Annotated in this window: 23 protein-coding genes and 3 pseudogenes; 14 read left to right on the top strand and 12 right to left on the bottom strand. The window is 69.1% G+C overall.

Translation table 11 applies throughout. The features are described from left to right. Window positions 1-197: 197 nt before the first annotated feature. The 5 genes and pseudogenes from uvrC to rsgA all read right to left on the bottom strand — a co-directional run. A pseudogene (gene uvrC, locus ACQPXD_RS09370) lies at window positions 198-2,111 on the bottom strand (excinuclease ABC subunit UvrC); the annotation flags it as partial. 155 nt (window positions 2,112-2,266) lie between these two features. Then, the gene (locus ACQPXD_RS09365; RefSeq protein ID WP_432836782.1) at window positions 2,267-2,686 is read right to left on the bottom strand and encodes a ubiquinol-cytochrome c reductase iron-sulfur subunit; all 420 of its coding nucleotides are present in this window, start codon (window positions 2,684-2,686) and stop codon (window positions 2,267-2,269) included. A 151-nt stretch (window positions 2,687-2,837) separates the two neighbouring features. Continuing rightward, window positions 2,838-3,353: a Rieske (2Fe-2S) protein gene (locus ACQPXD_RS09360; RefSeq protein WP_432836780.1), complete on the bottom strand. Its 516-nt coding sequence runs from the start codon at window positions 3,351-3,353 to the stop codon at window positions 2,838-2,840. 1,148 nt (window positions 3,354-4,501) lie between these two features. Further along, window positions 4,502-7,465: pseudogene (gene uvrA / locus ACQPXD_RS09355) on the bottom strand (excinuclease ABC subunit UvrA); the annotation flags it as partial. 159 nt (window positions 7,466-7,624) lie between these two features. Next, window positions 7,625-8,659: a ribosome small subunit-dependent GTPase A gene (gene rsgA / locus ACQPXD_RS09350; protein WP_432836778.1), complete on the bottom strand. Its 1,035-nt coding sequence runs from the start codon at window positions 8,657-8,659 to the stop codon at window positions 7,625-7,627. A 94-nt stretch (window positions 8,660-8,753) separates the two neighbouring features. On the opposite strand from rsgA, the gene ACQPXD_RS09345 reads away from it, so the two are divergent. The 3 genes from ACQPXD_RS09345 to ACQPXD_RS09335 are packed head-to-tail and all read left to right on the top strand — an operon-like array spanning window position 8,754 to window position 10,474. Next, complete coding sequence (locus ACQPXD_RS09345; protein WP_432836776.1) at window positions 8,754-9,188, top strand: hypothetical protein; 435 nt, start codon at window positions 8,754-8,756, stop codon at window positions 9,186-9,188. Between the two features lie 9 nt (window positions 9,189-9,197). Next, window positions 9,198-9,878 (top strand): maleylpyruvate isomerase family mycothiol-dependent enzyme, encoded by a 681-nt coding sequence (locus ACQPXD_RS09340; RefSeq protein ID WP_432836774.1) that lies wholly within the window; start codon window positions 9,198-9,200, stop codon window positions 9,876-9,878. Then, window positions 9,875-10,474, top strand: coding sequence for an MBL fold metallo-hydrolase (locus tag ACQPXD_RS09335; protein ID WP_432836772.1), 600 nt, complete (start codon window positions 9,875-9,877; stop codon window positions 10,472-10,474). Before ACQPXD_RS09340 ends, ACQPXD_RS09335 begins: the two co-directional genes overlap by 4 nt. Window positions 10,475-10,479: 5 nt before the next feature. On the opposite strand, the gene ACQPXD_RS09330 is transcribed toward ACQPXD_RS09335, so the two are convergent. After that, window positions 10,480-11,748 (bottom strand): ATP-binding protein, encoded by a 1,269-nt coding sequence (locus ACQPXD_RS09330; RefSeq protein ID WP_432836770.1) that lies wholly within the window; start codon window positions 11,746-11,748, stop codon window positions 10,480-10,482. Window positions 11,749-11,919: 171 nt separating this feature from the next. Here ACQPXD_RS09330 and ACQPXD_RS09325 point away from each other — a divergent pair, with 171 nt between their 5' ends. From ACQPXD_RS09325 to ACQPXD_RS09295, 7 genes and pseudogenes are all read left to right on the top strand, one after another. Continuing rightward, window positions 11,920-12,312: a hypothetical protein gene (locus ACQPXD_RS09325; protein WP_432836768.1), complete on the top strand. Its 393-nt coding sequence runs from the start codon at window positions 11,920-11,922 to the stop codon at window positions 12,310-12,312. 164 nt (window positions 12,313-12,476) lie between these two features. Then, window positions 12,477-12,668, top strand: a pseudogene (locus ACQPXD_RS09320) (MBL fold metallo-hydrolase); the annotation flags it as partial. Window positions 12,669-12,765: 97 nt separating this feature from the next. Beyond that, window positions 12,766-13,041 carry a hypothetical protein gene (locus ACQPXD_RS09315; RefSeq protein ID WP_432836766.1) on the top strand — a complete coding sequence of 92 codons (276 nt, stop codon included), beginning with the start codon at window positions 12,766-12,768 and terminating at the stop codon, window positions 13,039-13,041. Beyond that, window positions 13,038-13,379: a type II toxin-antitoxin system PemK/MazF family toxin gene (locus ACQPXD_RS09310; RefSeq protein WP_432836764.1), complete on the top strand. Its 342-nt coding sequence runs from the start codon at window positions 13,038-13,040 to the stop codon at window positions 13,377-13,379. The genes ACQPXD_RS09315 and ACQPXD_RS09310 overlap by 4 nt, the downstream gene beginning before the upstream one ends. A gap of 115 nt (window positions 13,380-13,494) precedes the next feature. Further along, window positions 13,495-13,704, top strand: a complete 210-nt coding sequence (locus tag ACQPXD_RS09305; protein ID WP_190248716.1) for a type II toxin-antitoxin system VapB family antitoxin — start codon at window positions 13,495-13,497, stop codon at window positions 13,702-13,704. 32 nt (window positions 13,705-13,736) lie between these two features. Then, entirely contained in the window at window positions 13,737-14,126 is a 390-nt protein-coding gene (locus ACQPXD_RS09300; RefSeq protein WP_432836762.1) for a PIN domain nuclease, read from the top strand. 89 nt (window positions 14,127-14,215) lie between these two features. Further along, window positions 14,216-15,106, top strand: coding sequence for a hypothetical protein (locus tag ACQPXD_RS09295; protein WP_432836760.1), 891 nt, complete (start codon window positions 14,216-14,218; stop codon window positions 15,104-15,106). Window positions 15,107-15,133: 27 nt separating this feature from the next. Here ACQPXD_RS09295 and ACQPXD_RS09290 read toward each other — a convergent pair whose 3' ends face one another. From ACQPXD_RS09290 to ACQPXD_RS09275, 4 genes are all read right to left on the bottom strand, one after another. Further along, entirely contained in the window at window positions 15,134-15,505 is a 372-nt protein-coding gene (locus ACQPXD_RS09290) for a hypothetical protein (protein ID WP_432836758.1), read from the bottom strand. After that, a complete protein-coding gene (locus ACQPXD_RS09285) occupies window positions 15,486-17,123 on the bottom strand; it encodes a hypothetical protein (protein ID WP_432836756.1) in 1,638 nt (545 codons plus the stop codon). The genes ACQPXD_RS09290 and ACQPXD_RS09285 overlap by 20 nt, the downstream gene beginning before the upstream one ends. A gap of 267 nt (window positions 17,124-17,390) precedes the next feature. Then, the gene (locus ACQPXD_RS09280; RefSeq protein WP_432836754.1) at window positions 17,391-17,804 is read right to left on the bottom strand and encodes a type II toxin-antitoxin system VapC family toxin; all 414 of its coding nucleotides are present in this window, start codon (window positions 17,802-17,804) and stop codon (window positions 17,391-17,393) included. Further along, complete coding sequence (locus ACQPXD_RS09275; protein WP_432836752.1) at window positions 17,804-18,061, bottom strand: type II toxin-antitoxin system Phd/YefM family antitoxin; 258 nt, start codon at window positions 18,059-18,061, stop codon at window positions 17,804-17,806. Before ACQPXD_RS09275 ends, ACQPXD_RS09280 begins: the two co-directional genes overlap by 1 nt. Window positions 18,062-18,197: 136 nt before the next feature. Between ACQPXD_RS09275 and ACQPXD_RS09270 the strand changes: the two genes are divergently transcribed. The 3 genes from ACQPXD_RS09270 to ACQPXD_RS09260 all read left to right on the top strand — a co-directional run bounded on the left by ACQPXD_RS09270 (window position 18,198) and on the right by ACQPXD_RS09260 (window position 22,830). Continuing rightward, a complete protein-coding gene (locus ACQPXD_RS09270; protein ID WP_432836750.1) occupies window positions 18,198-19,589 on the top strand; it encodes a helicase-associated domain-containing protein in 1,392 nt (463 codons plus the stop codon). A gap of 139 nt (window positions 19,590-19,728) precedes the next feature. Beyond that, window positions 19,729-20,436 carry a uracil-DNA glycosylase gene (locus ACQPXD_RS09265; protein ID WP_432836748.1) on the top strand — a complete coding sequence of 236 codons (708 nt, stop codon included), beginning with the start codon at window positions 19,729-19,731 and terminating at the stop codon, window positions 20,434-20,436. A 591-nt stretch (window positions 20,437-21,027) separates the two neighbouring features. After that, entirely contained in the window at window positions 21,028-22,830 is a 1,803-nt protein-coding gene (locus tag ACQPXD_RS09260; RefSeq protein WP_432836746.1) for a glycosyltransferase, read from the top strand. On the opposite strand, the gene ACQPXD_RS09255 is transcribed toward ACQPXD_RS09260, so the two are convergent. After that, window positions 22,814-22,942: a hypothetical protein gene (locus tag ACQPXD_RS09255; RefSeq protein ID WP_432836744.1), complete on the bottom strand. Its 129-nt coding sequence runs from the start codon at window positions 22,940-22,942 to the stop codon at window positions 22,814-22,816. The two genes, ACQPXD_RS09260 and ACQPXD_RS09255, sit on opposite strands and share 17 nt — an antisense overlap. A 90-nt stretch (window positions 22,943-23,032) precedes the next feature. Between ACQPXD_RS09255 and ACQPXD_RS09250 the strand changes: the two genes are divergently transcribed. Further along, window positions 23,033-23,602 carry a hypothetical protein gene (locus tag ACQPXD_RS09250; protein WP_432836742.1) on the top strand — a complete coding sequence of 190 codons (570 nt, stop codon included), beginning with the start codon at window positions 23,033-23,035 and terminating at the stop codon, window positions 23,600-23,602. 27 nt (window positions 23,603-23,629) lie between these two features. Here ACQPXD_RS09250 and ACQPXD_RS09245 read toward each other — a convergent pair whose 3' ends face one another. Next, window positions 23,630-24,319 carry a hypothetical protein gene (locus ACQPXD_RS09245; protein WP_432836740.1) on the bottom strand — a complete coding sequence of 230 codons (690 nt, stop codon included), beginning with the start codon at window positions 24,317-24,319 and terminating at the stop codon, window positions 23,630-23,632. Window positions 24,320-24,323: the final 4 nt, after the last annotated feature.

The following is a 24,323-nucleotide window of genomic DNA, read 5'->3' as shown; positions in this document are numbered from 1 at the left end:
GGCCCCGCGCCCGGCGGCCGGTCCCCTGCCGTCGCGTCGGCGTCCGTCGGCTCGGTGTCCGCGGAAGGCTGGGACCGGTCGGTCTCCGCGGAAGGCGAGACCTGCCCCGCGACCGCGGGAGGCGGGAACCGCTCCGAGTCCGCGGCAGGCGAGGGCGCGTTCGCGTCCGCGGGAGCGTCTCCGGGGGCGGCCCGGGCGGGGCCGTTGAGCGCGGACAGGATCGCCTCCGCGGTGCGGCGGCCGATGCCCGGGACCTCCGCGATCTCCTCGATGCTCGCCGCTTTCAGCCGTTTGAGTGAACCGAAGTGGCGCAGCAGGGCCTTGCGGCGGATCTCGCCGAGGCCGGGAACCGAGTCGAGGGCCGAGACGGTCATGCGCTTCGAGCGCTTCTGGCGGTGATACGTGATGGCGAAGCGGTGGGCCTCGTCGCGGACCCGCTGTAGCAGGTAGAGGCCCTCGGAGGCGCGCGGCATGATCACCGGGAACTCGTCGTCGGGCAGCCAGACCTCCTCGAGCCGCTTGGCCAGGCCGCAGATGGTGATGTCGTCGATGCCGAGGTCGAGCAGGACCTGGGCGGCGGCGTTGACCTGGGGCTGGCCGCCGTCGACGACGACCAGCTGCGGCGGATAGGCGAACTTGCGCGGGCGCCCGGTCGTCGGGTCGATCCCGGGGCGGGACGGGTCGATCTCGCCGGCCTCGTCGATCTCCACCTTGGCCTCGAGATAGCGGGCGAACCGCCGGCGCAGCACCTCCGAGATGGCCGACACGTCGTCGGTCGCGCCGTTGATCGCGAAGCGCCGATACTCGCTCTTGCGCGACAGCCCGTCCTCGAACACCACCATGCTGGCGACCACGTCGGTGCCCTGAATCTGCGAAATGTCGTAACACTCGATGCGCAGCGGCGCGGTCTGCATGCCCAGCGCCTCGGCGATCTCCTCCAGGGCCTTGCTGCGGGTGCTCAGGTCGCCGGCCCGGCGCAGCTTGTGCTGCTGCAGCGCCTGCTCGGCGTTGCGCGCCACGGTCTCGGCGAGCGCCTTCTTGTCGCCGCGCTGCGGCACGCGGATCGAGACCCGGCTGCCGCGCAGCCGGCTCAGCCAGTCGGCGAGCGCGTCGACGTCGGCCGGCAGCTCGGGCACGAGCAGCTCGCGGGGCAGGTCGGCCGCCTCGGCGCCAGCCTCGCTGCCGTAGATCTGCGTGCAGAAGTGGTGCACGAGGTCGCCGGCGGTCAGGTCCTCGGTCTTCTCCACGATCCAGCCGCGCTGCCCGCGCACCCGCCCGCCGCGCACGTGGAACACCTGCACGGCGGCCTCGAGCGGGTCGTCGGCGAACGCGACGACGTCGGCGTCGGTGCCGTCGCCGAGCACCACCGCCTGCTTCTCCACGGCCCGGCGCAGCGCACCGAGGTCGTCGCGCAGCCGCGCCGCGCGCTCGAAGTCCAGCTCGTCGGAGGCCTGATACATCTCCCGCTCGAGCTGCTTGACCATCGTGTCGGTGCGCCCGGCCATGAAGTCGCAGAAGCTCTCGACGATCTGCCGGTGCTCCTCCTCGCTGACCCGCTCGACGCACGGCGCGGAGCACTTGCCGATATACCCCAGCAGGCACGGCCGCCCGATCTGCCCGGCCCGCTTGAACACGCCCGACGAGCAGGTGCGAGCCGGGAAGACCCGCAACAGCAGGTCGAGCACCTCGCGGATGGCCCAGGCGTGCGCATAGGGCCCGAAATACCGCACACCCTTGCGCTTGGCGCCGCGCATGACCTGCAGCCGCGGATACGCCTCGTCGAGCGTGACGGCCAGATACGGATAGCTCTTGTCGTCTCGATACCGGACGTTGAACCGCGGGTCGTAGGCCTTGATCCAGTTGTACTCCAGCTGGAGCGCCTCGACCTCGGTGCCGACGGTGACCCAGTCGACCTTCGACGCCGTGGTGACCATCTGCTGCGTGCGCGAGTGCAGCGTCCACAGATCGGCGAAGTAGCTGCTGAGCCGCTGCCGCAGGCTCTTGGCCTTGCCCACGTAGATGACCCGGCCGGAGGGGTCGTAGAAGCGATACACCCCCGGCGCGTCGGGAATGGTCCCCGGAGCGGGCCGATACGTGGACGGGTCAGGCACGGTTCGAGACTATCCGGGGGGTACGACAAAAATCGGGAGGGCCGCCCGCCCATGCCGGAGTTGGCTCACATACCGCGAAATCATGATATGTCCGAAAAATCCTGATGCCGCCAGGCATCGGGATTTTTCGGACACTGAAGAAACACGAGCAACGATCAGGACGCCAGGTAGATGTCGTCCCCGTCCATGCGCAGCTTCTTCTCCTCCAAGGGGCGCACGGCCGGCGGGTTCGTGACCGTGCCGTCCGCCGCCGAGAACGCGCTGCCGTGACACCGGCACACGATCGAGTTGTTCGCCACCTCGGCCACCACGCACTGCTGGTGCGTGCAGATGGCCGTGAACGCCTTGAACGTGCCCGCCTCCGGCTGGGTCACCACCGTGCCGCCGCCGGCCTCGACGATCTTGCCGCCCCCGACCGGGATGTCGGCCTTCTTCGCCAGCGGGCCGCTCGAGCCCGCGCTGGAGTCACTGGCGGTGTTGTTCGATCCGCTGTCGTTCCCACAGGCGGCGAGCACGGACACGGCCGTCACGCCGACCGCCCCGGCGAGCACCGCGCGGCGGGTCGTCTCACTCATCAAGCTCCTCCATCGGTCGTGGTCCCGGCGTCGGGCCGGGAATACGGCTGCGCCCTGGAATACACAGAACCTGGAGGGTACGGTTCAATGCTCAACGAAAACTGAGAATCCGGTACGAATACCACAACTCCTCGTCACCGGCCGGCCACGTTCAGGCACGCACCACGTAACCGCTGCGCACCGCGACCTTGATGCCCTTGAGCCCGCGCGGGGCCGGGCCCTCCACGCGGCTGCCGTCGGCCACCTTGAACTTCGAGTTGTGCCGCGGGCACATGATGATCGGGTTACCGTCGTACGGCGGGTCGACGACCGCCCCCTGGTGCGGGCAGACCGCGTCATACGCCTTGAACGTCCCCTTCGTCGGCTGCAGCACGAGCACCGTGTCCTTGACGACGAGCCCGCCGCCGACCGGCACCTCGTCGGCGGCGACCAGCGCGTCGGACGGCACCTGCGGCCCGCCGCCCCCGCCGGATCCGGTGTCGTCGAACGGATTGCCGCCGGTGGTGGCAGGCGCGGACGGCGCGGCGGACCCGCCGGGCGCGCCGCCGGCGCCGGGCGCGGGCTCGTCGCCGCCGCAGCCGGTCAGCACGGCGATGCCCAGCGCGCCCGCGCCGAGCAGCAGCGTGCGCCGCGCGGAGCAGAGATTGAAGACCTTCTCGTCCGGCACGTATACCTCCTGAGATCAGCCTCGCCAGCGGCCACCGTAGCAGCGCCGCCCGCCGACCCCGGCGACCGGCCAGCAGGGCCGTGCCCGCCGCCGCCCACCGCCCCGGCGACCGGCCGGGAAGGCCGTGCCCGCCGCCACCCACCGCCCCCGGCGACCGGCCAGCAGGGCCGTGCCCGCCGCCACCTACCGCCCCTGGCGACCGGCCGGGAAGGTCGTGCCCGCCGCCGCCCGCACCGCCGCGGCCCTGGCCCCGCACCCATCCTCAGCCCCGCGCCGCCACCTTGCGCGGCGCTGCGAACTCAGCCCCGCACCCACCGGTCAAGTCCGCCGGCGTGGTGCATGAGGCCGACGCCTGATCGCGCTGACTGAGGGGGCGGCCGGACGGCCTCGCCACCGCGCGCTGGACGTCAACACGGACACCGGTGGGCGACGGTGGTCGTCGGTGTCGGCCACGTGGGCGACGCGGTTCGGGTGGACGTTGCGGATGTCTCACCCCTCGGGCGCGGCACCCGTCCCGGGCGGAGGAATGTCTCCGTGATCATGACGTCCACGGCGACTGCACACGAGTTTTTCATGATCACGGAGACCTGTCGTACACAGGGGTACATCACCGCTCCGTGATCATGAAAAACCGTTGGTGCCGGCGACGGATCCGCATGATCGCGGAGACTTCCGGTCGCCGCGCCGCGCCGCGCTTTGCGCCGCGCCGCGCTTTGCGCCGCGCCGCGCTTTGCGCCGCGGCCGCGGCTGCGGCGCGCCCTGACCCGCGGCCCACCCTCAGCCCTCGGCGCCGCCTTCCGCGGCGCTGCCCGGGCCGCCGCAGCCCGAGCCGCCGCAGCCCGAGCCGCCGCAGCCCGAGCCGAAGCGGCCCCGGCCGAAGCGGCCGCCTTGGCCGTGCCCGCCGCATTGGTGACACTCGCGCTCCTACGGCCCGGGGCGCGAGCCGCCGCCGGCCCGACCGCCGCCGGCCCGACCGCCGCGGCCGCGGACCGCGGCCAGCCTCAGCCCTGCGCCGCCGCCTTCTTCGCCGCCGCCTTCCGGGGCGCCGCCTTCGCGGCCGTGGCGGTGGCGGCGGCCCTGGCAGAAGCGGCCGCCTTGGTCGTGGCCGCCGCCTTGGTGGCGGTCGTGGTCTTGCGGGCCCGGGCGGGAGCCGCCGCCGGCTCGGCCGTCGCGGCCCGGGCGGTGGCCTTCTTCGGCGCGGCCGGCGCCTTGGTGTCGTTGGCCTTCGCCGCCCGGTCGCGGGCGGCCGGGTCGCCGCTCGCCGGCCCGGACAGGCCCAGCACGTGGCGCAGGAACTGCCCGGTGTAGCTCTCCGGCAGCTCCGCGACCTCCTCCGGGGTGCCGGCCGCGACCAGCGCGCCGCCCTTGTGCCCGCCCTCCGGGCCCATGTCGATCAGCCAGTCGGCGGTCTTGATGACGTCGAGGTTGTGCTCGATCACGATGACCGTGTTGCCCTTGTCCACCAGCCCCTGCAGGACCAGCAGCAGCTTGCGGATGTCCTCGAAGTGCAGGCCCGTGGTCGGCTCGTCGAGCACGTAGACCGTGCGGCCGGTCGAGCGCTTCTGCAGCTCCGAGGCGAGCTTCACGCGCTGCGCCTCGCCGCCGGACAGCGTCGGGGCCGGCTGGCCCAGCCGCACGTAGCCGAGGCCGACGTCGACCAGCGTCTTGAGGTGCCGGTGGATCGCCGGGATCGCCTCGAAGAACCCGGCCGCCTCGTCGATCGGCATGTCGAGGACCTCGGCGATGGTGCGGCTCTTGTAGTGCACCTCGAGGGTCTCGCGGTTGTACCGCGCGCCCTTGCACACCTCACACGGGACATACACGTCGGGGAGGAAGTTCATCTCGATCTTGATCGTGCCGTCACCGGCGCACGCCTCGCAGCGGCCGCCCTTGACGTTGAACGAGAAGCGCCCCGGTCCGTAGCCGCGGACCTTGGCCTCGGTCGTCTCGGCGAAGAGCTTGCGGATGTTGTCGAAGACGCCCGTGTAGGTCGCCGGGTTGGACCGCGGCGTGCGCCCGATCGGCGACTGGTCGACCCCGACCACCTTGTCGACCTGGTCGAGCCCGGAGATGCGGGTGTGCCGGCCCGGCACCATCCGCGCGCCGTTGACCGTGTTGGCCAGCACCGCGTGCAGGATGTCGTTGACCAGCGTCGACTTGCCCGACCCGGACACCCCGGTGACCGCGACCAGCTGCCCGAGCGGGAACGGCACGGTCAGGTTGCGCAGGTTGTGCTCGCGCGCGCCGACGACGACCAGCTCGCGGCCGGGCGTGCGGGGGCGGCGGATCTCCGGCGTCGGGATGCTGCGCCGGCCGGACAGATACGACCCGGTCACCGACTCCTCGGTCTTGATGAGCTGCTCGTAGGGCCCGCTGTGCACGACCCGGCCGCCGTGCTCGCCCGCGCCCGGGCCGATGTCGACGATCCAGTCGGCGGTGCGGATCGTGTCCTCGTCGTGCTCGACGACGATCAGCGTGTTGCCGAGCTTCTTCAGCCGCACCAGCGTCTCGATCAGCCGGTGGTTGTCCCGCTGGTGCAGCCCGATGCTCGGCTCGTCGAGCACGTAAAGCACGCCGACCAGCCCGGAGCCGATCTGGGTGGCGAGGCGGATGCGCTGGGCCTCGCCGCCGGACAGCGTGCCGGCGGCCCGGTCCAGGGAGAGGTAGTCCAGCCCGACGTCGACCAGGAAGCGCAGCCGGGCGTTGATCTCCTTGAGCACCCGCTCGGCGATCAGCTTCTGCCGGTCGGTGAGCTCCATCGCGCCGAGCAGCTCCGCGCACTCCCCCACGGACAGGTTGCACACGTCGGCGATGCTGCGCCCGGCGATCGTCACGGCGAGGATCTCGGGCTTGAGCCGGGTGCCGCCGCAGGTCGGGCAGGGCACGTCGCGCATGTACCCTTCGTACTTGTCCCGCGACCAGTCGCTCTCCGTGTCGGCGTGCCGCCGCTCGATCCACTGCACCACGCCCTCGAAGCCGGTGTAGTAGGAGCGCTCGCGGCCGTACTTGTTGCGATACCGCACGTGGACCTGGTCCTCGGACCCGTAGAGGATCGCCTTCTGCCCCCGCGAGGACAGCGCCCGCCACGGCGTGTCGAGGTTGAACCCCTCCTCGTCGCCGAGCGCCTCCAGCAGCCGCAGGAAATACTCCAGCGTGTGGCCGGTCGCCCACGGCGCGACCGCGCCCTCGCGCAGCGTGCGCTCCGGGTCGGGCACGATGAGCTCCGGGTCGACCTCCTTCTTGGTGCCGATGCCCGTGCAGTCGGGGCAGGCCCCATAGGGCGCGTTGAACGAGAAGGAGCGCGGCTCGAGGTCCTCGATCGACAGCGGGTGTTCGTTGGGGCAGGCCAGGTGCTCGGAGAACAGCCGCTCCCGGTGCTCGTCGTCCTCGGACAGGTCGACGAACTCGAGGATCACGATGCCGGCGGCCAGCTTCAGGGCGGTCTCGACGGAGTCGGTGAGCCGCTGCTTGGCCGAGGCCTTCACCGCGAGCCGGTCGACGACCACCTCGATGGTGTGCTTCTCCTGCTTCTTCAGCTTCGGCGGGTCGGTCAGCGCGTGCACGACCCCGTCGACCCGGGCCCGGGCGTAACCCTTGGACTGCAGCTCGCTGAACAGGTCGACATACTCCCCCTTGCGCCCCCGGATCACCGGCGCGAGGACCTGGAAGCGGGTGCCCTCGTCCATGGCGAGGACCCGGTCGACGATCTGCTGCGGCGTCTGCTTCGTGATCGGCTCGCCGCAGACCGGGCAGTGCGGCTCGCCCACCCGGGCATACAGCAGCCGGAGGTAGTCGTAGACCTCGGTGATCGTGCCGACCGTCGAGCGCGGGTTGCGCGAGGTCGACTTCTGGTCGATCGAGACCGCCGGGGACAGGCCCTCGATGAAGTCCACGTCGGGCTTGTCCATCTGGCCGAGGAACTGGCGCGCATATGAGGACAGGGACTCGACATACCGCCGCTGTCCCTCGGCGAAGATCGTGTCGAACGCCAGGCTCGACTTGCCCGAGCCGGAGAGCCCGGTGAAGACGATCATCGCGTCGCGCGGCAGGTCGAGACTGACGTCGCGGAGGTTGTGCTCCCGCGCGCCACGGATGATCAAACGGTCGGACATGCTTCCCCTCGGCAGATTCGTCCGGTGAAACGGCATTCGTCCGGTTCGGTGCGCCGTTCGAACACACTTACGGTGCCAGCCGACAACTCTAGCCAGGGGGTATGACATTTTTCGGCACCAGCCCGCCCGAGTGGTGCTCGAACGGGGGATGCCCCACGGCTACGACCCTGCCGGCCGGCGACGCTCGCGGTTCTCCCGCCTCACCCGCCGTACCGCCGCCAGCATCTGCTCTTTCTGCAGTTTCTGCCAACTGCCGTAGCGCCGCGGGCTCAGCTCGCCCGCCTCGACCGCGGCCCGCACCGCGCAGCCGGGCTCCGCGCCGTGGCGGCAGTCCCGGAAGCGGCACTGCCGAGCGAGCCCGGTCACATCCTCGAACGCCCGGTCCAGGCCGGTCGCCGTGTCGAACATGCCGACGAGCCGCACGCCGGGGGTGTCCAGCACCGCGCCGCCGCCCGGCATCGCGATGAGCGCACGGTACGTCGTGGTGTGCCGCCCGCGCCCGTCCGCCCGCAGCGCCCGGGTCTGCATCACCGGCGCCCCGGCCAGCGCGTTGACCAGGCTCGACTTGCCCGCCCCGGACTGCCCGAGCAGCCCCAGCGTGCGGCCGTGCGCGACCAGCGGCCGCAGCCCGTCCAGCCCCAGCCCGGTGCGCGCGCTCACCGCGTGCACGGCCACTCCCGACGCACGCCCCGGCATCTGCGCGGCCAGCGCCTCCGGGTCCGCGGCCAGGTCGGCCTTGGTCAGCACCAGGTGCGGTCGCGCCCCGGACTCCCAGGCCAGGGCCAGCAGCCGCTCGATGCGCCCCAGGTCAGGGGACGGGTCGACCGGCTCCACGACCGCCACCGCGTCGATGTTCGCGGCCAGGACCTGCCCGAACGACTCCTCGCCGGCCACCGCGCGGACGATCGCGGTGCGTCTGGGCAGCACCGCTTCGGCCGTCAACCGCCCGTCCGGCCAGGTCCGCACGACCAGCCAGTCGCCGGCGCACGGCAGCGCGCCCGGGTCCCTGGCGGCCTGCGCGAGCAGCCCGCCGGCCAGGCTGGCCCGGACCGGCCCGTCCGCCGCGAGCGCGGTGCAGACGCCCCGATCCACCCGGCTGACCCGCGCGGGCCGCTGCCCCGGCGCGGCGAACCCGCGCGCGAAGTCCGCGGCGAAGGCGTCGTCCCAGCCCAGGGCCGACAGGTCGATGCTCATGAGGTCCTTCCCTGGTCCGAACTGGCGTTCGGAAATCCACGGTAGGTAGCGCGTCCATGCCGCGAAACCGAATATCGGGGCTATGGTCGGGGGCGTGCTCCCCTCGCATGTGCTGGCCGGCGCCGTCGGACTCCGCCTCGAGCGGGCCGACGTGCAGTGGCACGTCTCACCCGGCCAGGACGACTCGCTGATGCGGTTCTGGCTGACCTTCGGCGACACCACCTACGGCTTCCACGTCGGCGCCGAGGACGAGATCCTGGACGTGATCGTCGAGGACCGCGGCACCGACGCGGACATGGGAGTCTACGGAAGGCTCGAGGTAAGAGCCGCCGCCGGCCGTGACCCCGCGGCGCCCGCGGTGGGCCAGCGCCTCGTCGTGGTCCATGATCTTTTCGCGGGGTACCTCGGAAAGCCCATCGGCGCCCGCCTGTCCTTCGAGACCCTGGATCTCAGCGTCGCCGACTGGGAGGACGAGCTGCACTGGGCGGCCGGCGACCTGCCCCCCGCGGTCGGGGTACGCCAGCGATAATGTCGTGACGTGACCGCCGACCCACTGGTCCTCAACGCCGAGCTCGAGCGCGCCGACGCCCGCCTGCGCGCCACGCTGCGCACGCTGGAGGAAGCCGACCTGACGGCCCCGTCCCTGTGCCCCGGCTGGACCCGCGGCCACGTCCTCACGCACCTGGCCCGCAACGCCGACGCCTACGTCAACCTGCTCACCTGGGCCCGCACCGGCGTGCGCACCCCCGCCTACCCCAGCCCCGCGGCCCGCGACGCCGCCATCGAGGCGGGCGCCACCCGCCCGCTGACCGAGCAGCTCAAGGACCTGGCCAACGCCACCGACGCCCTGGCCGCCGCGATCGACGCCACCCCCGCCGAGGCCTGGTCCGCGACGGTAGCGCTGCCCTCGGGCACCGAGATTCCCGCCGCCCGCGTCGTGTGGTCGCGCATCTGCGAGGTCGAGCTGCACCACGTCGACCTGGCCGCCGGCTACGCCCCCGCGGACTGGCCACCGGCGTTCACCCGGCGACTCCTGCACGACCCGGCCACGCCCCACGTGGCCACCCTGACCGACGAGGACGGCAGTGTTCTGTTGTCGGTACCGTCGGCAACCCCCACCGTCTCGGGCCCGCCCCACCTGCTGGCCGCCTGGCTCACCGGCCGCGGCGACGGCACCGGCCTGACCGGCGACCTACCGAGCCTGGAGGCCTGGAAATGACCAGCGGACTCACCATCACGAAGCTGTCGGTCGGCCCGATGGACAACAACGCCTACCTCCTGCGCTGCCGCGCGACGGGCGACGGCGTGCTCGTCGACGCGGCCAACGAGGCCCACCGCCTGCTGTCCCTCATCGAACCGGAGGGCATCCAGGCCGTGGTGACCACCCACCGCCACCAGGACCACTGGATGGCCCTGGAGGAAGTGATCACGGCCACCGGCGCCGCCTCCCTGGCCCACCCGGCCGACGCCCCGGAGATCCCGGTGGTGACCGGCACCCTGACGGAGTCCGACACCCTCACCATCGGCGACTGCGAACTCACGGTCATCCACCTGGTGGGCCACACCCCGGGCTCGATCGCCCTGTACTACGAACCCGACGGCGGCCACCTCTTCACCGGCGACTCCCTTTTTCCCGGCGGCGTCGGCAACACCCGCGGCAACGCGAAGGACTTCGACTCCCTCTTCCACGACGTGACCACCAAGCTCTTCGACCGCCTGCCGGACGAGGTCACCTTCTACCCGGGCCACGGCAAGAACTCCACGATCGGCACCGAGCGCCCGTCCTTGCCGGAGTGGCGCCAACGCGGTTGGTGAGGCTGTTATCTCCACAGCGTGTCGAGGGGCACGACATGCGTTCCATCGTCATGCGTGTAGGGCAGCGCGCCCGTGTACAGGACGAGCCCTGCGATCAGGCGGTCGCCGAGCCTGGCCCGGAGCGCTCGCATCCCCCGCAGATCCTCGCCATGGATGCGCGTCCCCGCCTTGATCTCGAAGGCGATGACGTCTCCGTCGTCGCGCTCAAGAACGAGGTCCACCTCATCAGCGGCCGCAGTGCGGAAGTGACCGACGGAGACCGGCGAATCCCACCAACTGACCTGCTTGAGGATCTCGCCAACCGCAAAAGTCTCGATGAGATGGCCGTATTCGGTCAGGGCTGCCGGATCAGACTTCGAGATTTTTTCGGGCGTCAGTCCGAGCAGCCACGCCATGACGCCGGCATCGATGAGATGGACCTTTGGCTGACGGGCAACCCGTGAACCCAACGTTGTTCCCCAAGCGGGCAGCCGCTGGATCAGAAACACCGCTTCCAAGAGCCGCAGATAGTTCTCCGCGCTGCTCTTCTCCATGCCCACCGCCTGTGCGGTCGCTGCAATGTTCAGCACCTGCCCCGACCTCGCGACGAGCTGGTTCAGCAACCGGGGAAGCATCTCTCGCTGGCGGACGCGGCTGAGCTCAATGACATCGCGTTCGATGACCAGGTCGAGGTAGTTGCTGAACCAGCGTGAGCGTGACCGCCCCGGCGGACGCCGCAACGCGACGGGCATGCCCCCTGAGGTCACCCGTCGCGCGTACTCATCCCGGCTGGTCGGTGACGGCTCGGCCGATTGGGCTGGCATCGCCCCGCGAAGGAGCTGGTGAACGAACGGCTCCCCCCGGCTACCGTCGATCTCCGTCTGAGCGAGCGGTAGCACCTCGATGATGTCGACCCGGCCGGTCAGCGACTGACCAGCCTGCGGCAACGTCGAGTATCGGGTGGATCCGGCAAGTACGAAGCGCCCAGGGCGCAGGTCACGGTTGAGCTCGGCCTTGATGGCGTCGAGGAGTTCCGGAACATGCTGAAACTCGTCGATGAGCACCGGGCTCGGGCCGGTGACGAAGCGCCCTGGGTCGTTACGAACCGCACCACGGGTGGCAGGATCATCACAATCGATCACCGTCCTACCAACGTGTTCCCCGAACTTGCTCAGCAGCGTGCTCTTGCCAACCGTTCGTGGTCCGTTCAGCACCACGGTCGGCTCCTCGGTCAACCGATCGGTAAGCACGGCAGTCAAGCGGCGGTCAGCCAGGCCCGTCAGTGCACCATCCACCCTTGGACCGTGGCACCAGTTCCGCGTTTGAGCAAGCTTTCTTCCGCATCTTCATGCCATGAGTTCCGTATCTGCCGGGACGTGAGGCAATCTTAGGTTCTCTGTTTGACTTGAAATACTCTGATTTGCTACTTTTGCTGCTATCAGCTCACGGGGAGGAGCAGGAGCCCCATGGCCACAATCAAAGACGTTCCCAACGACGCTCACAGCAAGGTCCAACTCCTCGCAAACGCCTGGGAAGTCAGCGAGGGCGAGGCGGTTGCCCGCCTGGTCGAGCATTTCGCCAATGCGCCCTCCTCGGCGAAACCCAAGGACGAACGCCAGAACGGCCAGGTACCGATTTACGCGATCTACGAGGCCACCCGGATCGAGGCCGTCTACGACTCCAACACCAAGGGAGTAACGATTACGAGCGGCAAGCTGAATGGCAGGACATACTCCACACCCAGCGGCGCTGCGGCCGCAGTTGTTTCCGCATACAACCCGTCGGTGAACCCGAACCGAAACGGGTGGTCTTTCTGGATCTTGTCCGACAACGGCGAAATACTGCAGTCCATCCGCTGAGCAGTAACCGCCGCCGGGGAATCCAGTTCAAGATCGCCCGAAATCCCCGGCGGCGGGCACAGGCTCCGTCAACTGAGGACGAAAGCAGACTTGGCGCCGGCTCCCTGGGGCACCCTGCCGTCCGCGCAGACAGGCCGCAGCTAACTATTGCCCCTCAAGACCCGTCACTGTTCCCCGGCGGCGTCGGCAACACCCGCGGCAACGCGAAGGACTTCGACTCCCTCTACCACGACGTGACCACCAAGCTCTTCGACCGCCTGCCGGACGAGGTCACCTTCTACCCGGGCCACGGCAAGAACTCCACGATCGGCACCGAGCGCCCGTCGCTGCCGGAGTGGCGCTCCAGAGGCTGGTAGCGTCCTCGACTCGGCCGCAAGTCCCCCACGAGTGGAGATCCGGGTTGAGCGACCTCAAGCCACCTGGTCAGGTATACCGCACGGTAGACTGTTGAGTATGAGCAGCACCACGATCAAGGTCGACTCTGCGGTCCGCGACAGGCTAGCGGTCCTGGCGCGGGAGCGCGGCACCACCATGGGAGCCCTGCTGGCCGAGGCCACGGAAACGCTCGAACGGCAGACCTTCTTCGCGCGTGCGCAGGAACAACTCGAACGGCTCCGCCAGGAGGACCCAGCCGCTTGGGCGGCGGACCGGGCCGAGTCGCGGTCCTGGCAGGCGGGCACGGATCGCGACACGCTCACCGCCGATGACGAAGCCGGCTGGTGGGAGTGAGCGACATCCGTACCGGCGAGATCTGGCTTGCCGAACTCGATCCCACGGTTGGACACGAGCAGGGCGGCCGTCGCCCGGTCGTCGTGGTGTCGTCAAACGGGCTGCACGCGTTGCCGATCAACATGGTGATCGTGGTCCCGCTCACCAGCCACGACCGCGGCTTGGTAACTCAACCGAGGATCACCAGCGGCAACTCGGGCCTTCGCCAAGCCAGCTTCGCCAGACCGGAGGACATGCGGGCCATCGACGCCAGCCGTCTCCAGCGCCGACTGGGCTATGTCAGCAACGACGACCTGACCGAGATCCGCAAGGTGATGCGGTACTTCCTCGACCTCTGAGCGGCTATTGCCCGCTCAGACCCACCGGTGTTCCCCGGCGGCGTCGGCAACACCCGCGTAACACCGTCGTCGTATATACTTCCGGCGGTAGACATATATACGAAGGTGGTGCACCATGACCAAGGTCCTCATCGACATTGACGACGAAGCGCTCGCCGAGGCATCCGAGCTCCTCGGCACCAAGACCAAGAAGGACACGGTCAACACCGCGCTGCGATCGACCGCGCAACAGTTGCGTCGAGCCAAAGCGCTCACGCGCCTCGCCGAGCTCGGCGAGGCCGGCGCCTTCGACGAGCTGCTGGACAAGTCGACGTACCGGGCATGACCCCGGCGCGGTTCCTGGTCGACACCAGTGCGGTGGTCCGCCTGCTGCGCGACCGCGAGGTCCGCGCCCGGTGGCAGCCGCAGATCACCGCCGGCGTCATCGGCATCTGCCCTATCACTGAGCTGGAACTGCTGTACAGCGCCCGATCGAAGGCCGATCGCGAAGAATGGCTGGAGCTGTTCGACGCCACATTCGCATGGGTCACGATGCCGGACGGGATCTACGGCCGCGCGACCGAAGTCCAGGCCGCCATGACGGCGCGCGGCACACACCGCTCGGCCGGCGCGGTCGACCTGCTCCTCGCCGCCACCGCCGAACTGAGCGGACTGACCCTCGTGCACTACGACCACGACTTCGACGAGATCGTCAAGGCAACGGGTCAGCCGGCCGCGTGGCTCGCTCCTCCAGGCGCCATCACCTGACAAGCGAGCGCCCTGCCCGAGCCGGCGAGCGCGAGCGGCCGTCCGTTTTGTTCAAGACGCGTCTGGAGCCGGCGCCTAGCCTCCGGTACATGACCGATGCATTTTTCTCGGCAGACCGATTCCTGCTGGCCGAGGCGCGTCTGCTGGAGCGCCGCCTGTTCGCCACCCTGTTCCTGGGCGAGCCCGCGGACGCTGTGGTCGATGTCCTGCGCGGGTACCAGAACGCCGACGGCGGCTTCGGCCACGGGCTGGAGCCGGACAAGCGCTGCCCGGCCAGCCTGCCGATCGACGTGGAGGTCGCGTTCCAGGCGCTGGCCGCCGCCGGTGCTGCCGATGCGCGGATGCTCGGCCGGGCGTGTGACTTTCTCAGCCGTACCGCGGCCGAGGTCGACGCCGGTGGCGCGGTTCCGCTCGCCTTCCCGGTCATCGAGTCCTTCCCCCGCGCCGAACACTGGTCGGACTGGACCTACGAGCCGGGCGTCAACCCCACGGCCGGCCTGGCCGCTCTGCTGTACCGGCTTGACTTCGACCATCCGTGGCGGGAGGCGGCAAGCCGCTTCTGCTGGCACGCCGTCCAAACCGATGCGCTGCCCGACGAAGTGCACGCGCTGGCGGAGATGCTGGCGTTCCTGGCACACGTGCCGGACCGGGAGCGGGCCGAGCGGTACGCCCCGGGCGTACTGGAGCGGATGGCCGCCTCGCCGGCGTATCAGGCAGTGCCGAAGGACGGCGAGTACGGGCTGTCGCCGCTGACCGTGGCACCGACCACAGACTCGCCGTGGCGGCGCCTGTTCGATGACGGCCAGATCGAGGCCCACCTCGACCACCTCGCCACGGCGCAGCAGCCTGACGGCGGCTGGCTCATCACGTGGACACCCCCGAGCGAGGCATCGCGTCTGGAGTGGCGCGGCATTGTCACCCTCCAGGCGTTGCGCACACTCACCTCGTACGGCTGGCTGTCACCAGCCGTCGCGAGGTGACGCGCGCGTGCGAACCCCGATCAAGACCTAACTCCAGTACCGATCGCAATAGGAGTCCAACCCCAGCCGAATGATCAGAATGCTCACCACCGTTGACGCGGGCAATCCCACGATCGCCATCAACGCGTCGGCGATCGTCGCTACGGCGATCAGCTGCTCGCTGTCACTGGAGCGACGGATCGCTATGACTCGTTCGTTCGAACATACGGTCTGTTGAAACTGCTCTCGCCGGCTGTTGAACCACTGGAGTCCAAATCTGCGGTTGGCTTCGGGATCTTTCGGGGAAGCGCCGGGCCCCAGTCCGAGAATGACGTTGCCGAGCTCAAGATAAAGATCATCGTCACTCAGGGCAATCAAGTGCTCGGTCGTTCGTCCCAGGTCATTGTCGGGAGTGGTCACTGTTGTCCCTCGAACTCATAGCCGACAGGTTTCTCGAAGCGATGAAGTACGCGATCGTTCGCCGCATGTTCTCCGGTTCGATTGCGGACAGTCCTGATGCCGCCGAGATGATGTCGACGGCAGTCATGTAGGAGAGAGGTTTCCGCGTATCGAAGAGCACGTGCCGCCGTGGCTCGGGTACCCCAATGTCTGTGAGGTACTCCTGAAACTCATGCCGCGACAGACCGGCGGGGAAAGGGGTCACTGGAGGCGGCAGATCATCTTGCTGAAAGGCTTCCGGTGAGGCCATGGCGCCGGCCAGCAGATAATCTGCCACCGCGGCCGCAGCAAGGCCGTCTCGCTCCGACTGACTCAGGCAAGGCATGGACATGGCATCCTGCCACACGCTCGGCGGTAAGGGCTGGTCGATGTCCGCAGCCGAGTAGACCGCCTGCAGCCCTGAGGCTTCCGCCAGAAGCCGGATTGTCGCAGTGCGAAGCGGACGCGTAAGCCGCCACTTTCTAGCAAAAGCGTCGGATATCAGTTGCAGTCGCTGTTCTGCCGGAGGATGCGTATCGGGTAGACGTATGAACGTCCCGCGTTCATACACGGCAATCGCCACCGCCGCAGCCACCGCCGCCATCCATGTCATGTAATAATCGGTGGTCTCGTGGGTTCCCAGTAACTTGGCTCGATCACGAGACCACTTCCTCATGACCTCGGCTGCCAACTGATCAGCTTCAAGCTCGGCGTACACACTTCCAGGCGTCGCAGCCGACGGCCCACCCAGCCCGAACAGGCGCCTCTCATGTCCTGCATGGCCGAGCACGCAATGGGCTATCTCGTGCGACAGAATGAAATTGAGAGCATCACCCGCCACGGCAAAGCTTGCCGGAGTGCGCTCGGCGCGAAAAGCTTGGTCCGTGTCGATGACCAGGCCCCAGCCCTTGATGAAACGAAGGCAAAACAGCCTCGACCGGGCCAAGGCGAGGAAGACTGCCTGCAGACGTGCGTTACGCTTCGAACTTGGAATGCCCGTCCAGGGCTCTCCGTAGCGTGCAAGCGCCCGCAGATCGTCCTGGAAGTACAGCCACTCCTGGAAGCGGCTTTGCAGAACAATGAGCGACGATCCGTCATCGCACAAGGCTGCGAATGCCCCCGGGTCCTCGCTCTCGACGACCACGGCCTCGACCAGGCTGATATCACGCTTGTGATCGGAACTGAAGGCGGCGAAGTGCTGCACGACCGTGGACCATCGTGATCTGTCGAACTCCGCCGTGCGCTCGTGCAGTGACATCGACTCCAACAGTTGGCGCCGGCGCCGGGCCTCGGTAGGCGCTCCGGACGCCGCAGGGGTCGCCTCGACGAAATACGAATCAATCAGTGCGCGAAAGGTTTGCTCCAGTTCGCCACCGGAATCCGGCTCCTTCAGGAGGAGCGCAGTAACCGCACCTTGGGCACTTTCACTCAACGGACTGTCGAGCCATAGCCGAAGGGCTCGTTCGCCCTCGTCGGTGACCCGTAGCCGATCACCTATCAGTGTGCACAGAGGAATCAGCAAGTTGTGATGAGCGGCAAAGGGGTCCTTCAGGAACAGCCCGGTCAGATATACGCCGACGTGGAACGAGCTGGCACTCATGAGGTCACCCCATCATCGGCCCATGGCCAGCTACTGTACAAGGCCTGCGCAAACGATCTCGGTTAGCCGTCCCCGGCGTCGGCTGGTGACTGGTCGGCTGTGGGCGTCGACGCGCAGGGCGGCTCAAGATTTCAGAACCGCGGCGTCCAGGTGACCGTCATCGTAGCGTCCAAATGACCACGCCCTCGGCGGCTGGATGACCACATCCATGGCGACCAGCTAACCACCGATCATGGTGATGCGGCATACTGAGACCTCGATACCGGCCTACGTCGGCTCGAAGGGATTGACAAGCTGCACACCGGTACGTGCGACGTCCCGGACGTTGCGCGTCACCAGCACGAGGTGGTGGACCTTCGCGGTCGCAGCGATCAACCCGTCGATGGCCGGTGGAGGATCGAACGCTTGGAGTCGCCCCCACTCATCGGCGATGTCGGCGGAAACGGTAAGAACACGATCCCGGTAAACCGTGGCGAGCCGCTCGAGCCACCGATCCAGGACGCCCGCGTGGGGGGCGTCCCGTCGGCGGATCCGCTCGATTCCCTGCCGAATTTCGCCCAGGGTCAGCACACTGACGTAAGCATCCGCAGCGGCATTCCGCCGATGCCACGCGGCGACGTTCTCGTCCGGCGCTTGCTTGCGGAGCTCGGAGACGACGTTGGTGTCGAGCAGGTAGGCCATCAGCCGGCGAGATCTACCTGGCGTGGCGAATCCGACGCCCGTTCCATCGCGGCGTCAATATCGGCGTCGTCTACCGGTTCCTCGCGAAGAAACTCCATGAACGTCATCGACTCACCGCGCAGCCGGCGATACTCGGCAATGTCGATCACGACCGCGACCTCTTCACCGTGTTTGGTCACGATCTGCGGCTCACCGGACTCGGCCGCTCGAAGCACCTCGCTGAACCGCTGCTTGGCCTCTTGAACTTGCCAATGCATGATGCCACCTCACCATCTAGACAGTCTAGATTTTAGCCCGCCCGCCGTTCTGCGGAAAGTCCGGCTCGGACAGCCCGAGAGCTCCGCAGTGCCTCCAGCGAACCGCCGCTGTCCCTCGGTCGGCTATTCTCCGCCGATGGCATCGAAGCGAGCGTCGGATCTCGAGGCGATGATCGAAGAAGCCACCGTCGACGCGGACAGCGACGATGAACAACTCACCGTTCCTGAGACCGTACGGCTGACCGCCACTCCGGCGCAGGCCGACCTTCACGCGGTCCTGCAGCTCACGGCCAGCGGCCGGCTGCGGTGCAGCGAGACGACCCGCCGACCGGCCGCCGCGACCGTGGCCGCGGTCACCGAAGTCCTGGAAGGCGGCGACTTCTACCCGGCCGAGCCGATCGCGGCGTTCGCCTGGCCGCTACTGCTGCAGGCCGGCGGACTGGCCGAACTCGCCGGTGGGCGGCTCCGGCTCACCGACCGCGGGCGCACCGCGCTGGCCCAGCCACCCGCCGCGACGATCCGCAAGCTGTGGCGATCCTGGATCAGTACCACCGTGATCGACGAGTTCAACCGGGTCGAGCACATCAAGGGCCAGCGCGCCGCGAACGTCCTCACATCCGTGAAGACCCGCCGCAAAGCCGTCGTCAACGCCTTGGAAGGCTGTCCGCGCGACGAGTGGATCGCGATCGACGCCCTGTTCAACATGATGTGCCGCCGTCGCGAGACCTCACCGACCATCGCCCGCAGCGAGCGCGGACTGTGGAAGCTCTACCTCATCGACCCGCAGTACGGCAGCCTCGGATACACCGGCTTCGCCGACTGGGCACTCCTGGAAGGCCGGTACACCCTGGCCGTGCTGTTCGAGTACGCCGCAACCCTCGGACTCGTCGACGTCGAGTACACCGACCCGGCCGGCGCCCGCACCGACTACCACGCCAACTGGGGCGCCGACTACCTCGACTACCTCAGCCGCTACGACGGCCTGCTCGCGGTACGCCTCAACCCGCTCGGCGCCTATGCGCTCGGCCTGGCCGACGACTACCAGCCGCCGGCGAAGAGCAGCCCGCCGGAGCAGTCCCTGAAGATCCTGCCCAACCTCGACATCGTCGCCGTCGGCGACATCTCCCCCACCGACCGGTTGGTGCTCGACGCGCACGCCAAGCACACGAGCGACCGGGTGTGGACCGTCAACGCCGAGACGCTGCTCGACGCGGTCGACGCCGGCCGGCAACTCGACCAGCTCACCGACTTCCTGAAGGATCGGGCAACACACGACCTGCCGGAGGCGCTCACCACCCTGGTCACCGACGTGACCGCCCGCGCCTCCAAGGTCCGCGACCGAGGAGTCGTTCGCCTCATCGAATGTGCCGACGCGCCGCTCGCGACCCTCATCGCCCGCGACGGAAAACTGCGCGGCCTGTGCACCCTGGTGGGCGACCGCCACCTCGCCGTACCCGTCGAACACGAAACACAGTTCCGCCGGGCACTCCGGACGCTCGGCCACACCGTCACCGCCCCGGCAGAGTAGCCGACGCTGGCCGTCCGTCGTTCCTGATCGACACCAGCGCGGTGGTCCGCCTGCTGCGCGACCGCGAGGTCCGCGCCCGGTGGCAGGCGGCGGCTCGCCTCCGGAGGCGGCGAGCCGGCCGGACGATAGATTGCGGGCCATGACCGGATCGACGAAGCCCGTCTACCTCCTGGACTTCCTGCCCGAGGACTGGCGCGAGGCGGTCGGCCCGTATGTCGACCCCGACGTCGTCGCGGCGCTGTCCTCGTTCGTTGTCGAGCAGTACCGGTCCGCCACGGTGTACCCGCGGAAGCAAGACATCTATGCGGCGTACCGATTGTGCCCGCTCGCGGCCACCCGGGTCCTCATCCTCGGCCAGGACCCGTACATCCGGCCGGGGCAGGCCCACGGGCTGAGCTTCAGCGTGCCGCCGGGCGTCCCGGTCCCGCCGTCCCTGCGCAACGTGTACCAGGAGATGCGCGACGATCTGGCGGTGGAGCCGCCGCCGTCCGGCGACCTGACCGCGTGGTGCCGGCAGGGGGTGATGCTGCTGAACTCCGTGCTGACCGTCCGCGCCGGCACCCCGAACTCGCACAAGGGGCGCGGCTGGGAGAACATCACCGACGCCACGATCCGGGCGCTGAACGACAAGGCGGACCGGGTCGTGTTCGTGCTGTGGGGCGCGGCGGCGAAGATGAAGGCGCCGCTGGTGACGAATAACCAACATGTGGTACTGCGGGCCGGGCACCCCAGCCCGATGAACCCGGCCGGGTTTCTCGGCAGCCGGCCGTTCAGCCGGATCAACGCGGCGCTCGTGGCGGCCGGGACGCCACCGGTGCGCTGGTCACCGGCGATGCCGCGGCAGTGACCGGCCGCGGCAAGAACCCCAGCCGCGGCACCGAGCGTCGGACCGCAGCTATGACCACGACCCGCGCCCACGGTTTCCGGTCGCCCCCGCGGAGCGCCATGGTCCGACCTGGTCACCCGGGTGGGACACATAGGGCACCAAGGCTTCGTGCCGATCTCACCCGCCCCGGCGTTCATCGTCCATGCGATCACCTACGGCACGCTGCCCACGCCACGGCGCGCCGGGCGGACCGGCCACGGCGGCGCGAATTCCGCGTGACCGCGAGCTCGACCCGGCGGTAGGTCATCACCGGACGCGCGGTTTCCCGGCCGGATCGAGCGCCGGCCAGAGGCGTGCACGGTAATGATGATCACGGGCGCTGGGCGGCCGGGAAGGATTGACCCGCCGATTCGTGTTGGATAGCGTGCTGATCACTTGTTTCGGCCAGGGATGTCCGCATGTTCCTCACGCACGAAGCCGATTCACCGAGGCCGGCGCCACCGCCATAATCCGTAACCGCTTGTCAAGATCCATCGGTCGAGGGGAAGTAGACCAGGCCGGCCATCAGGGACGGGCCGGCGCGGAAACGACGCGGGGAGCGGCGGCGCGGCAATGATTATCACGCTGGTCATCGACACGTTCGAGGTCAACAACAACGGGACCACGATATCGGCGATGCGGTTCGCCACCGGTCTCATCGCGCGCGGGCACACGGTGCGCGTGGTCGCGTGCGGCGAAGCGGACGACGCGGCCGAGCCGGCCCGTGACGGACCCGAAATGTTCTGGGTTCCGGAGCTCGTGGTGCCGATCGCGAGCCGCCTCGCACACCGCCAGAGCACCGTTTTCGCCAAGCCCGTCCGCGAGGTACTGCTGGCCGCCATCGAAGGCGCCGACGTCGTCCACATCTACCAGCCCTGGCCGCTGGGGCGGGCCGCGGAGCGCGTCGCCCGCCGGCTGGGCGTGCCGGTCATCGCCGCATTCCACATTCAGCCCGAGAACATCACCTACAACATCGGCCTGGGCTGGTTCCCGCCGGCCGCGCACCTCGTTTACGTCCTGCTGCGGCTCGCTTTCTACCGGCGCTTCGCCGACATCCACTGCCCCTCCACCTTCATCGCCGCGCAGCTGCGCAAGCACGGCTACCGGGCCCGGCTGCACGTGATTTCCAACGGCGTCGGCAGCGGCTTCCGGCCGGGGCCGGCCCGGGTCCGGGGCGACGGCGAGCCGTTCCGGATCCTCATGGTCGGGCGATTCTCCGCCGAGAAACGGCAGGATGTGCTGATCCGGGCGGTACGCCGATCGCGCCACGCCGCGCGCATCCAGTTGCACTTCGCGGGGCACGGACCGCGGGAGAAACGCCTCCGCCGGATGGCGGCGAAGCTGCCGAATCCGGCGGAGTTCGGCTATTACTCGCAGGAATCGCTCATCGAGCTCATCCGAGGCTCCGATTTGTACGTGCACGCCTCCGACGTCGAGATCGAGGGAATGTCGTGCATGGAGGCGTTCTCGTGCGGACTCGTGCCGGTCATCTCCGACAGCCGGCGCAGCGCCACCGGCCAGTTCGCCCTCGGGCCGGCGAACCTCTTCCACGCCGGTGACCCGTCATCGCTCGCCGAGCGGATCGACGGCTGGATCGACGACCCGGCGGGGCTCGAAGCCGCGTCGGAAACGTACACCCGCTACGCCGAACTGTATGCGGTCGACCGGAGCGTCAAGGCGATCGAGCGCGTCTACGCGCGGGCCGGCCACGCCCCGGAGCCGCCCGCCGGATACGCCGGGCGCATATACCGGCTGCTGTCGAACGCCTTCTACTACGTGATAGCGATTCCGCTGCTCTTTCTCTTCACCCGGGTGATCCTGGGAGTCCGCACCGAAGGCGAGAACCGGCTCCCCCGCGCCAGCGGCGCACTGACGGTGTGCAACCACGTGCATCTGCTCGACAGCGCGCTCGTCGGGCTGGCGTTGTTCCCGCGCCGGCCCGTCTTCACGGCGGCGCCGATGAACCTCGAGCACCGGTGGTACGGCGGCCTCGTGAAATTGCTGGGCGGCGTCGCAGTACCACACACTCCGGCGGAACTGCCGCTGTTCTTCTCCGAGATCGAACTCCTGCTCGCCCAGGGAAGAATCGTGCACTTCTTCCCCGAGGGGGAGCTGAAGCCCTACGACACCGGTTTGCGCGACTTCAAGCGGGGCGCGTTCCACGTCGCCGCCCAGGCGCGGGTGCCCGTCCTGCCGCTGTCGATCCGATTCGACCCGCCGAAGGGACTGGGCCGGGCCTTCCGCCGCAAGCCCACGATGGTCGTCGTCATCGGCGAGCCCATCGACCCGACGACGACCGATCCGCGCAGCGACCGGCGCATCCGCATGGAGCTCGCCCGCAGCCGCATGAACGACGTGATCACCCGCGCCGCGTAGCCCGGGCGCGCACGACCAGCACCAGCAGGACGAGGACCAGCGGCACACCGGTGACCGCCCCGGTCAGCGCGGCGACCATGCCGGGGCGGGCGGGCCACGCCGGGGCCGCCACCGGCGGGCCGGTGCGACCCGAGGCGACGCCCCTGCTTTCAGCGACCGCCGTCGACCTACCGCGACCCGGCGTGGGTGCGAGGATAAGGGCATGGTGCCCGAGGATCTCCGCGACTTCTTCGTCGCGAGTGCCGGCGTGGCCGGTGCGCTGATCGGTTTGTTGTTCGTGGCGATGTCGGTGTCCGCGGATCGGCTGGCGGCCACGGAGGAGGCGGCGCCGGTGCATCGCATCCGGGCCGCGGCGGCGTTGACCGCGTTCACCGACGCGCTGACGGTGTCGCTGTTCGCGCTGATTCCGGGTGATGACGTGGCCTGGGCCACCGTCGCCGTGGGCGGGACCGGGATCGCGTTCGTCGTGGCGGCGCTGCTGTCCCTGGCGCGCCTCCGGCTGCTCTGGTCGCGGCGCGTGCGCGACGCGCTGTTCCTGGTCGGGCTGCTCGTCGCGTTCGCTTTCCAGTTGGTACGCGGACTGCAGCTGGGCGAGCACCCCCAGGACAGCGGCATCGTCGACTCGATCGCCGTCCTGGTGGTGGTGTGCTTCCTGCTCGGCGTCTCCCGGGCCTGGGAACTGATCGGCGGCCCGTCCTTCGGCGTGCGCCAGGAGGTGACGGCCCTGCTGCGCAAGCCGGACGACGAGACCGCGCAGCAGAGCGCCAACTAGCCGGTACGCCCCGCGTCCCCGAACGGCTTAGTCACGGCCGAACAGGCGGGCGAAGAAGCCGGCCTTGGGCTTGCGGGGGGCGCTCTTGCGCGGTACTGCCGCCTTGTCCACGCTGTGGCGTCGCTCGACGTGCTCCTCGACCGTATGGTGGCCGGCCATCACCTTCACCTTGGTCTTCTCGTCCTCGATCTTGTCCACCTCGACCTCACCCGACTTGGTGGGGCGGCGGCGGACCGTCGTCGTCCGGGTGGTCTTGACGACCGTCTCCTCGTCGTCGTCGACGTCGTCGGCCGGGATGAACTCGGCCGCCGGCTTGGCCTCGGCGGCCCGGTAGCGCAGCGGTTCCCACAGCGGCCCGGGAATCACGTGTACCCCGAAATGCGTGCGGTGGTGGACCGCGCACAACGGCTCCAGGTTGCCCGGCGACTCGATCCACTCCTGGAAGTCGTCGTCGCTGTCGAGGTGCAGGCCGAGCTGCTGGTTGATCTTGTCCAGGTCGACGCTGCCGGTCTGGGAGAACTCGATGTGCGAGTGGTGCAGCTCGACGTTGCCGCCGCAGTAGTTGTCGCCGATCGCGCACCGCCACAGGCCCTGGCGTTTCATTCTGCCTTTCACCTGCTCGAACAGGTGGTAGTGGGGGTCCTCCTCGCGCGGCTCGTGGGCCGGCACGTGGGTGATGAGGTGCAGCGTGAGGCCCTGGTCGTGCGCGTCCGTCATGAAC

Origin of the sequence: Dactylosporangium sp. CA-092794 (assembly GCF_050948465.1) — a bacterium.
In the GTDB taxonomy this organism is placed as follows: Bacteria; Actinomycetota; Actinomycetes; order Mycobacteriales; family Micromonosporaceae; genus Dactylosporangium.
Note: the sequence above shows the minus strand (reverse complement) of the source record. Positions and strands in the feature narration are given on the sequence as shown.

Coding starts and splice junctions, on each gene's coding strand:
- ACQPXD_RS09275 (WP_432836752.1), bottom strand. CDS start 18,061: ATGCATTGGCAAGTTCAAGAGGCCAAGCAGCGGTTCAGCGAGGTGCTT.
- ACQPXD_RS09270 (WP_432836750.1), top strand. CDS start 18,198: ATGGCATCGAAGCGAGCGTCGGATCTCGAGGCGATGATCGAAGAAGCC.
- ACQPXD_RS09365 (WP_432836782.1), bottom strand. CDS start 2,686: ATGAGTGAGACGACCCGCCGCGCGGTGCTCGCCGGGGCGGTCGGCGTG.
- ACQPXD_RS09260 (WP_432836746.1), top strand. CDS start 21,028: ATGATTATCACGCTGGTCATCGACACGTTCGAGGTCAACAACAACGGG.
- ACQPXD_RS09265 (WP_432836748.1), top strand. CDS start 19,729: ATGACCGGATCGACGAAGCCCGTCTACCTCCTGGACTTCCTGCCCGAG.
- ACQPXD_RS09245 (WP_432836740.1), bottom strand. CDS start 24,319: ATGACGGACGCGCACGACCAGGGCCTCACGCTGCACCTCATCACCCAC.
- ACQPXD_RS09305 (WP_190248716.1), top strand. CDS start 13,495: ATGACCAAGGTCCTCATCGACATTGACGACGAAGCGCTCGCCGAGGCA.
- ACQPXD_RS09250 (WP_432836742.1), top strand. CDS start 23,033: ATGGTGCCCGAGGATCTCCGCGACTTCTTCGTCGCGAGTGCCGGCGTG.
- ACQPXD_RS09335 (WP_432836772.1), top strand. CDS start 9,875: ATGACCAGCGGACTCACCATCACGAAGCTGTCGGTCGGCCCGATGGAC.
- ACQPXD_RS09280 (WP_432836754.1), bottom strand. CDS start 17,804: ATGGCCTACCTGCTCGACACCAACGTCGTCTCCGAGCTCCGCAAGCAA.
- rsgA (WP_432836778.1), bottom strand. CDS start 8,659: ATGAGCATCGACCTGTCGGCCCTGGGCTGGGACGACGCCTTCGCCGCG.
- ACQPXD_RS09315 (WP_432836766.1), top strand. CDS start 12,766: ATGAGCAGCACCACGATCAAGGTCGACTCTGCGGTCCGCGACAGGCTA.
- ACQPXD_RS09285 (WP_432836756.1), bottom strand. CDS start 17,123: ATGAGTGCCAGCTCGTTCCACGTCGGCGTATATCTGACCGGGCTGTTC.
- ACQPXD_RS09325 (WP_432836768.1), top strand. CDS start 11,920: ATGGCCACAATCAAAGACGTTCCCAACGACGCTCACAGCAAGGTCCAA.
- ACQPXD_RS09295 (WP_432836760.1), top strand. CDS start 14,216: ATGACCGATGCATTTTTCTCGGCAGACCGATTCCTGCTGGCCGAGGCG.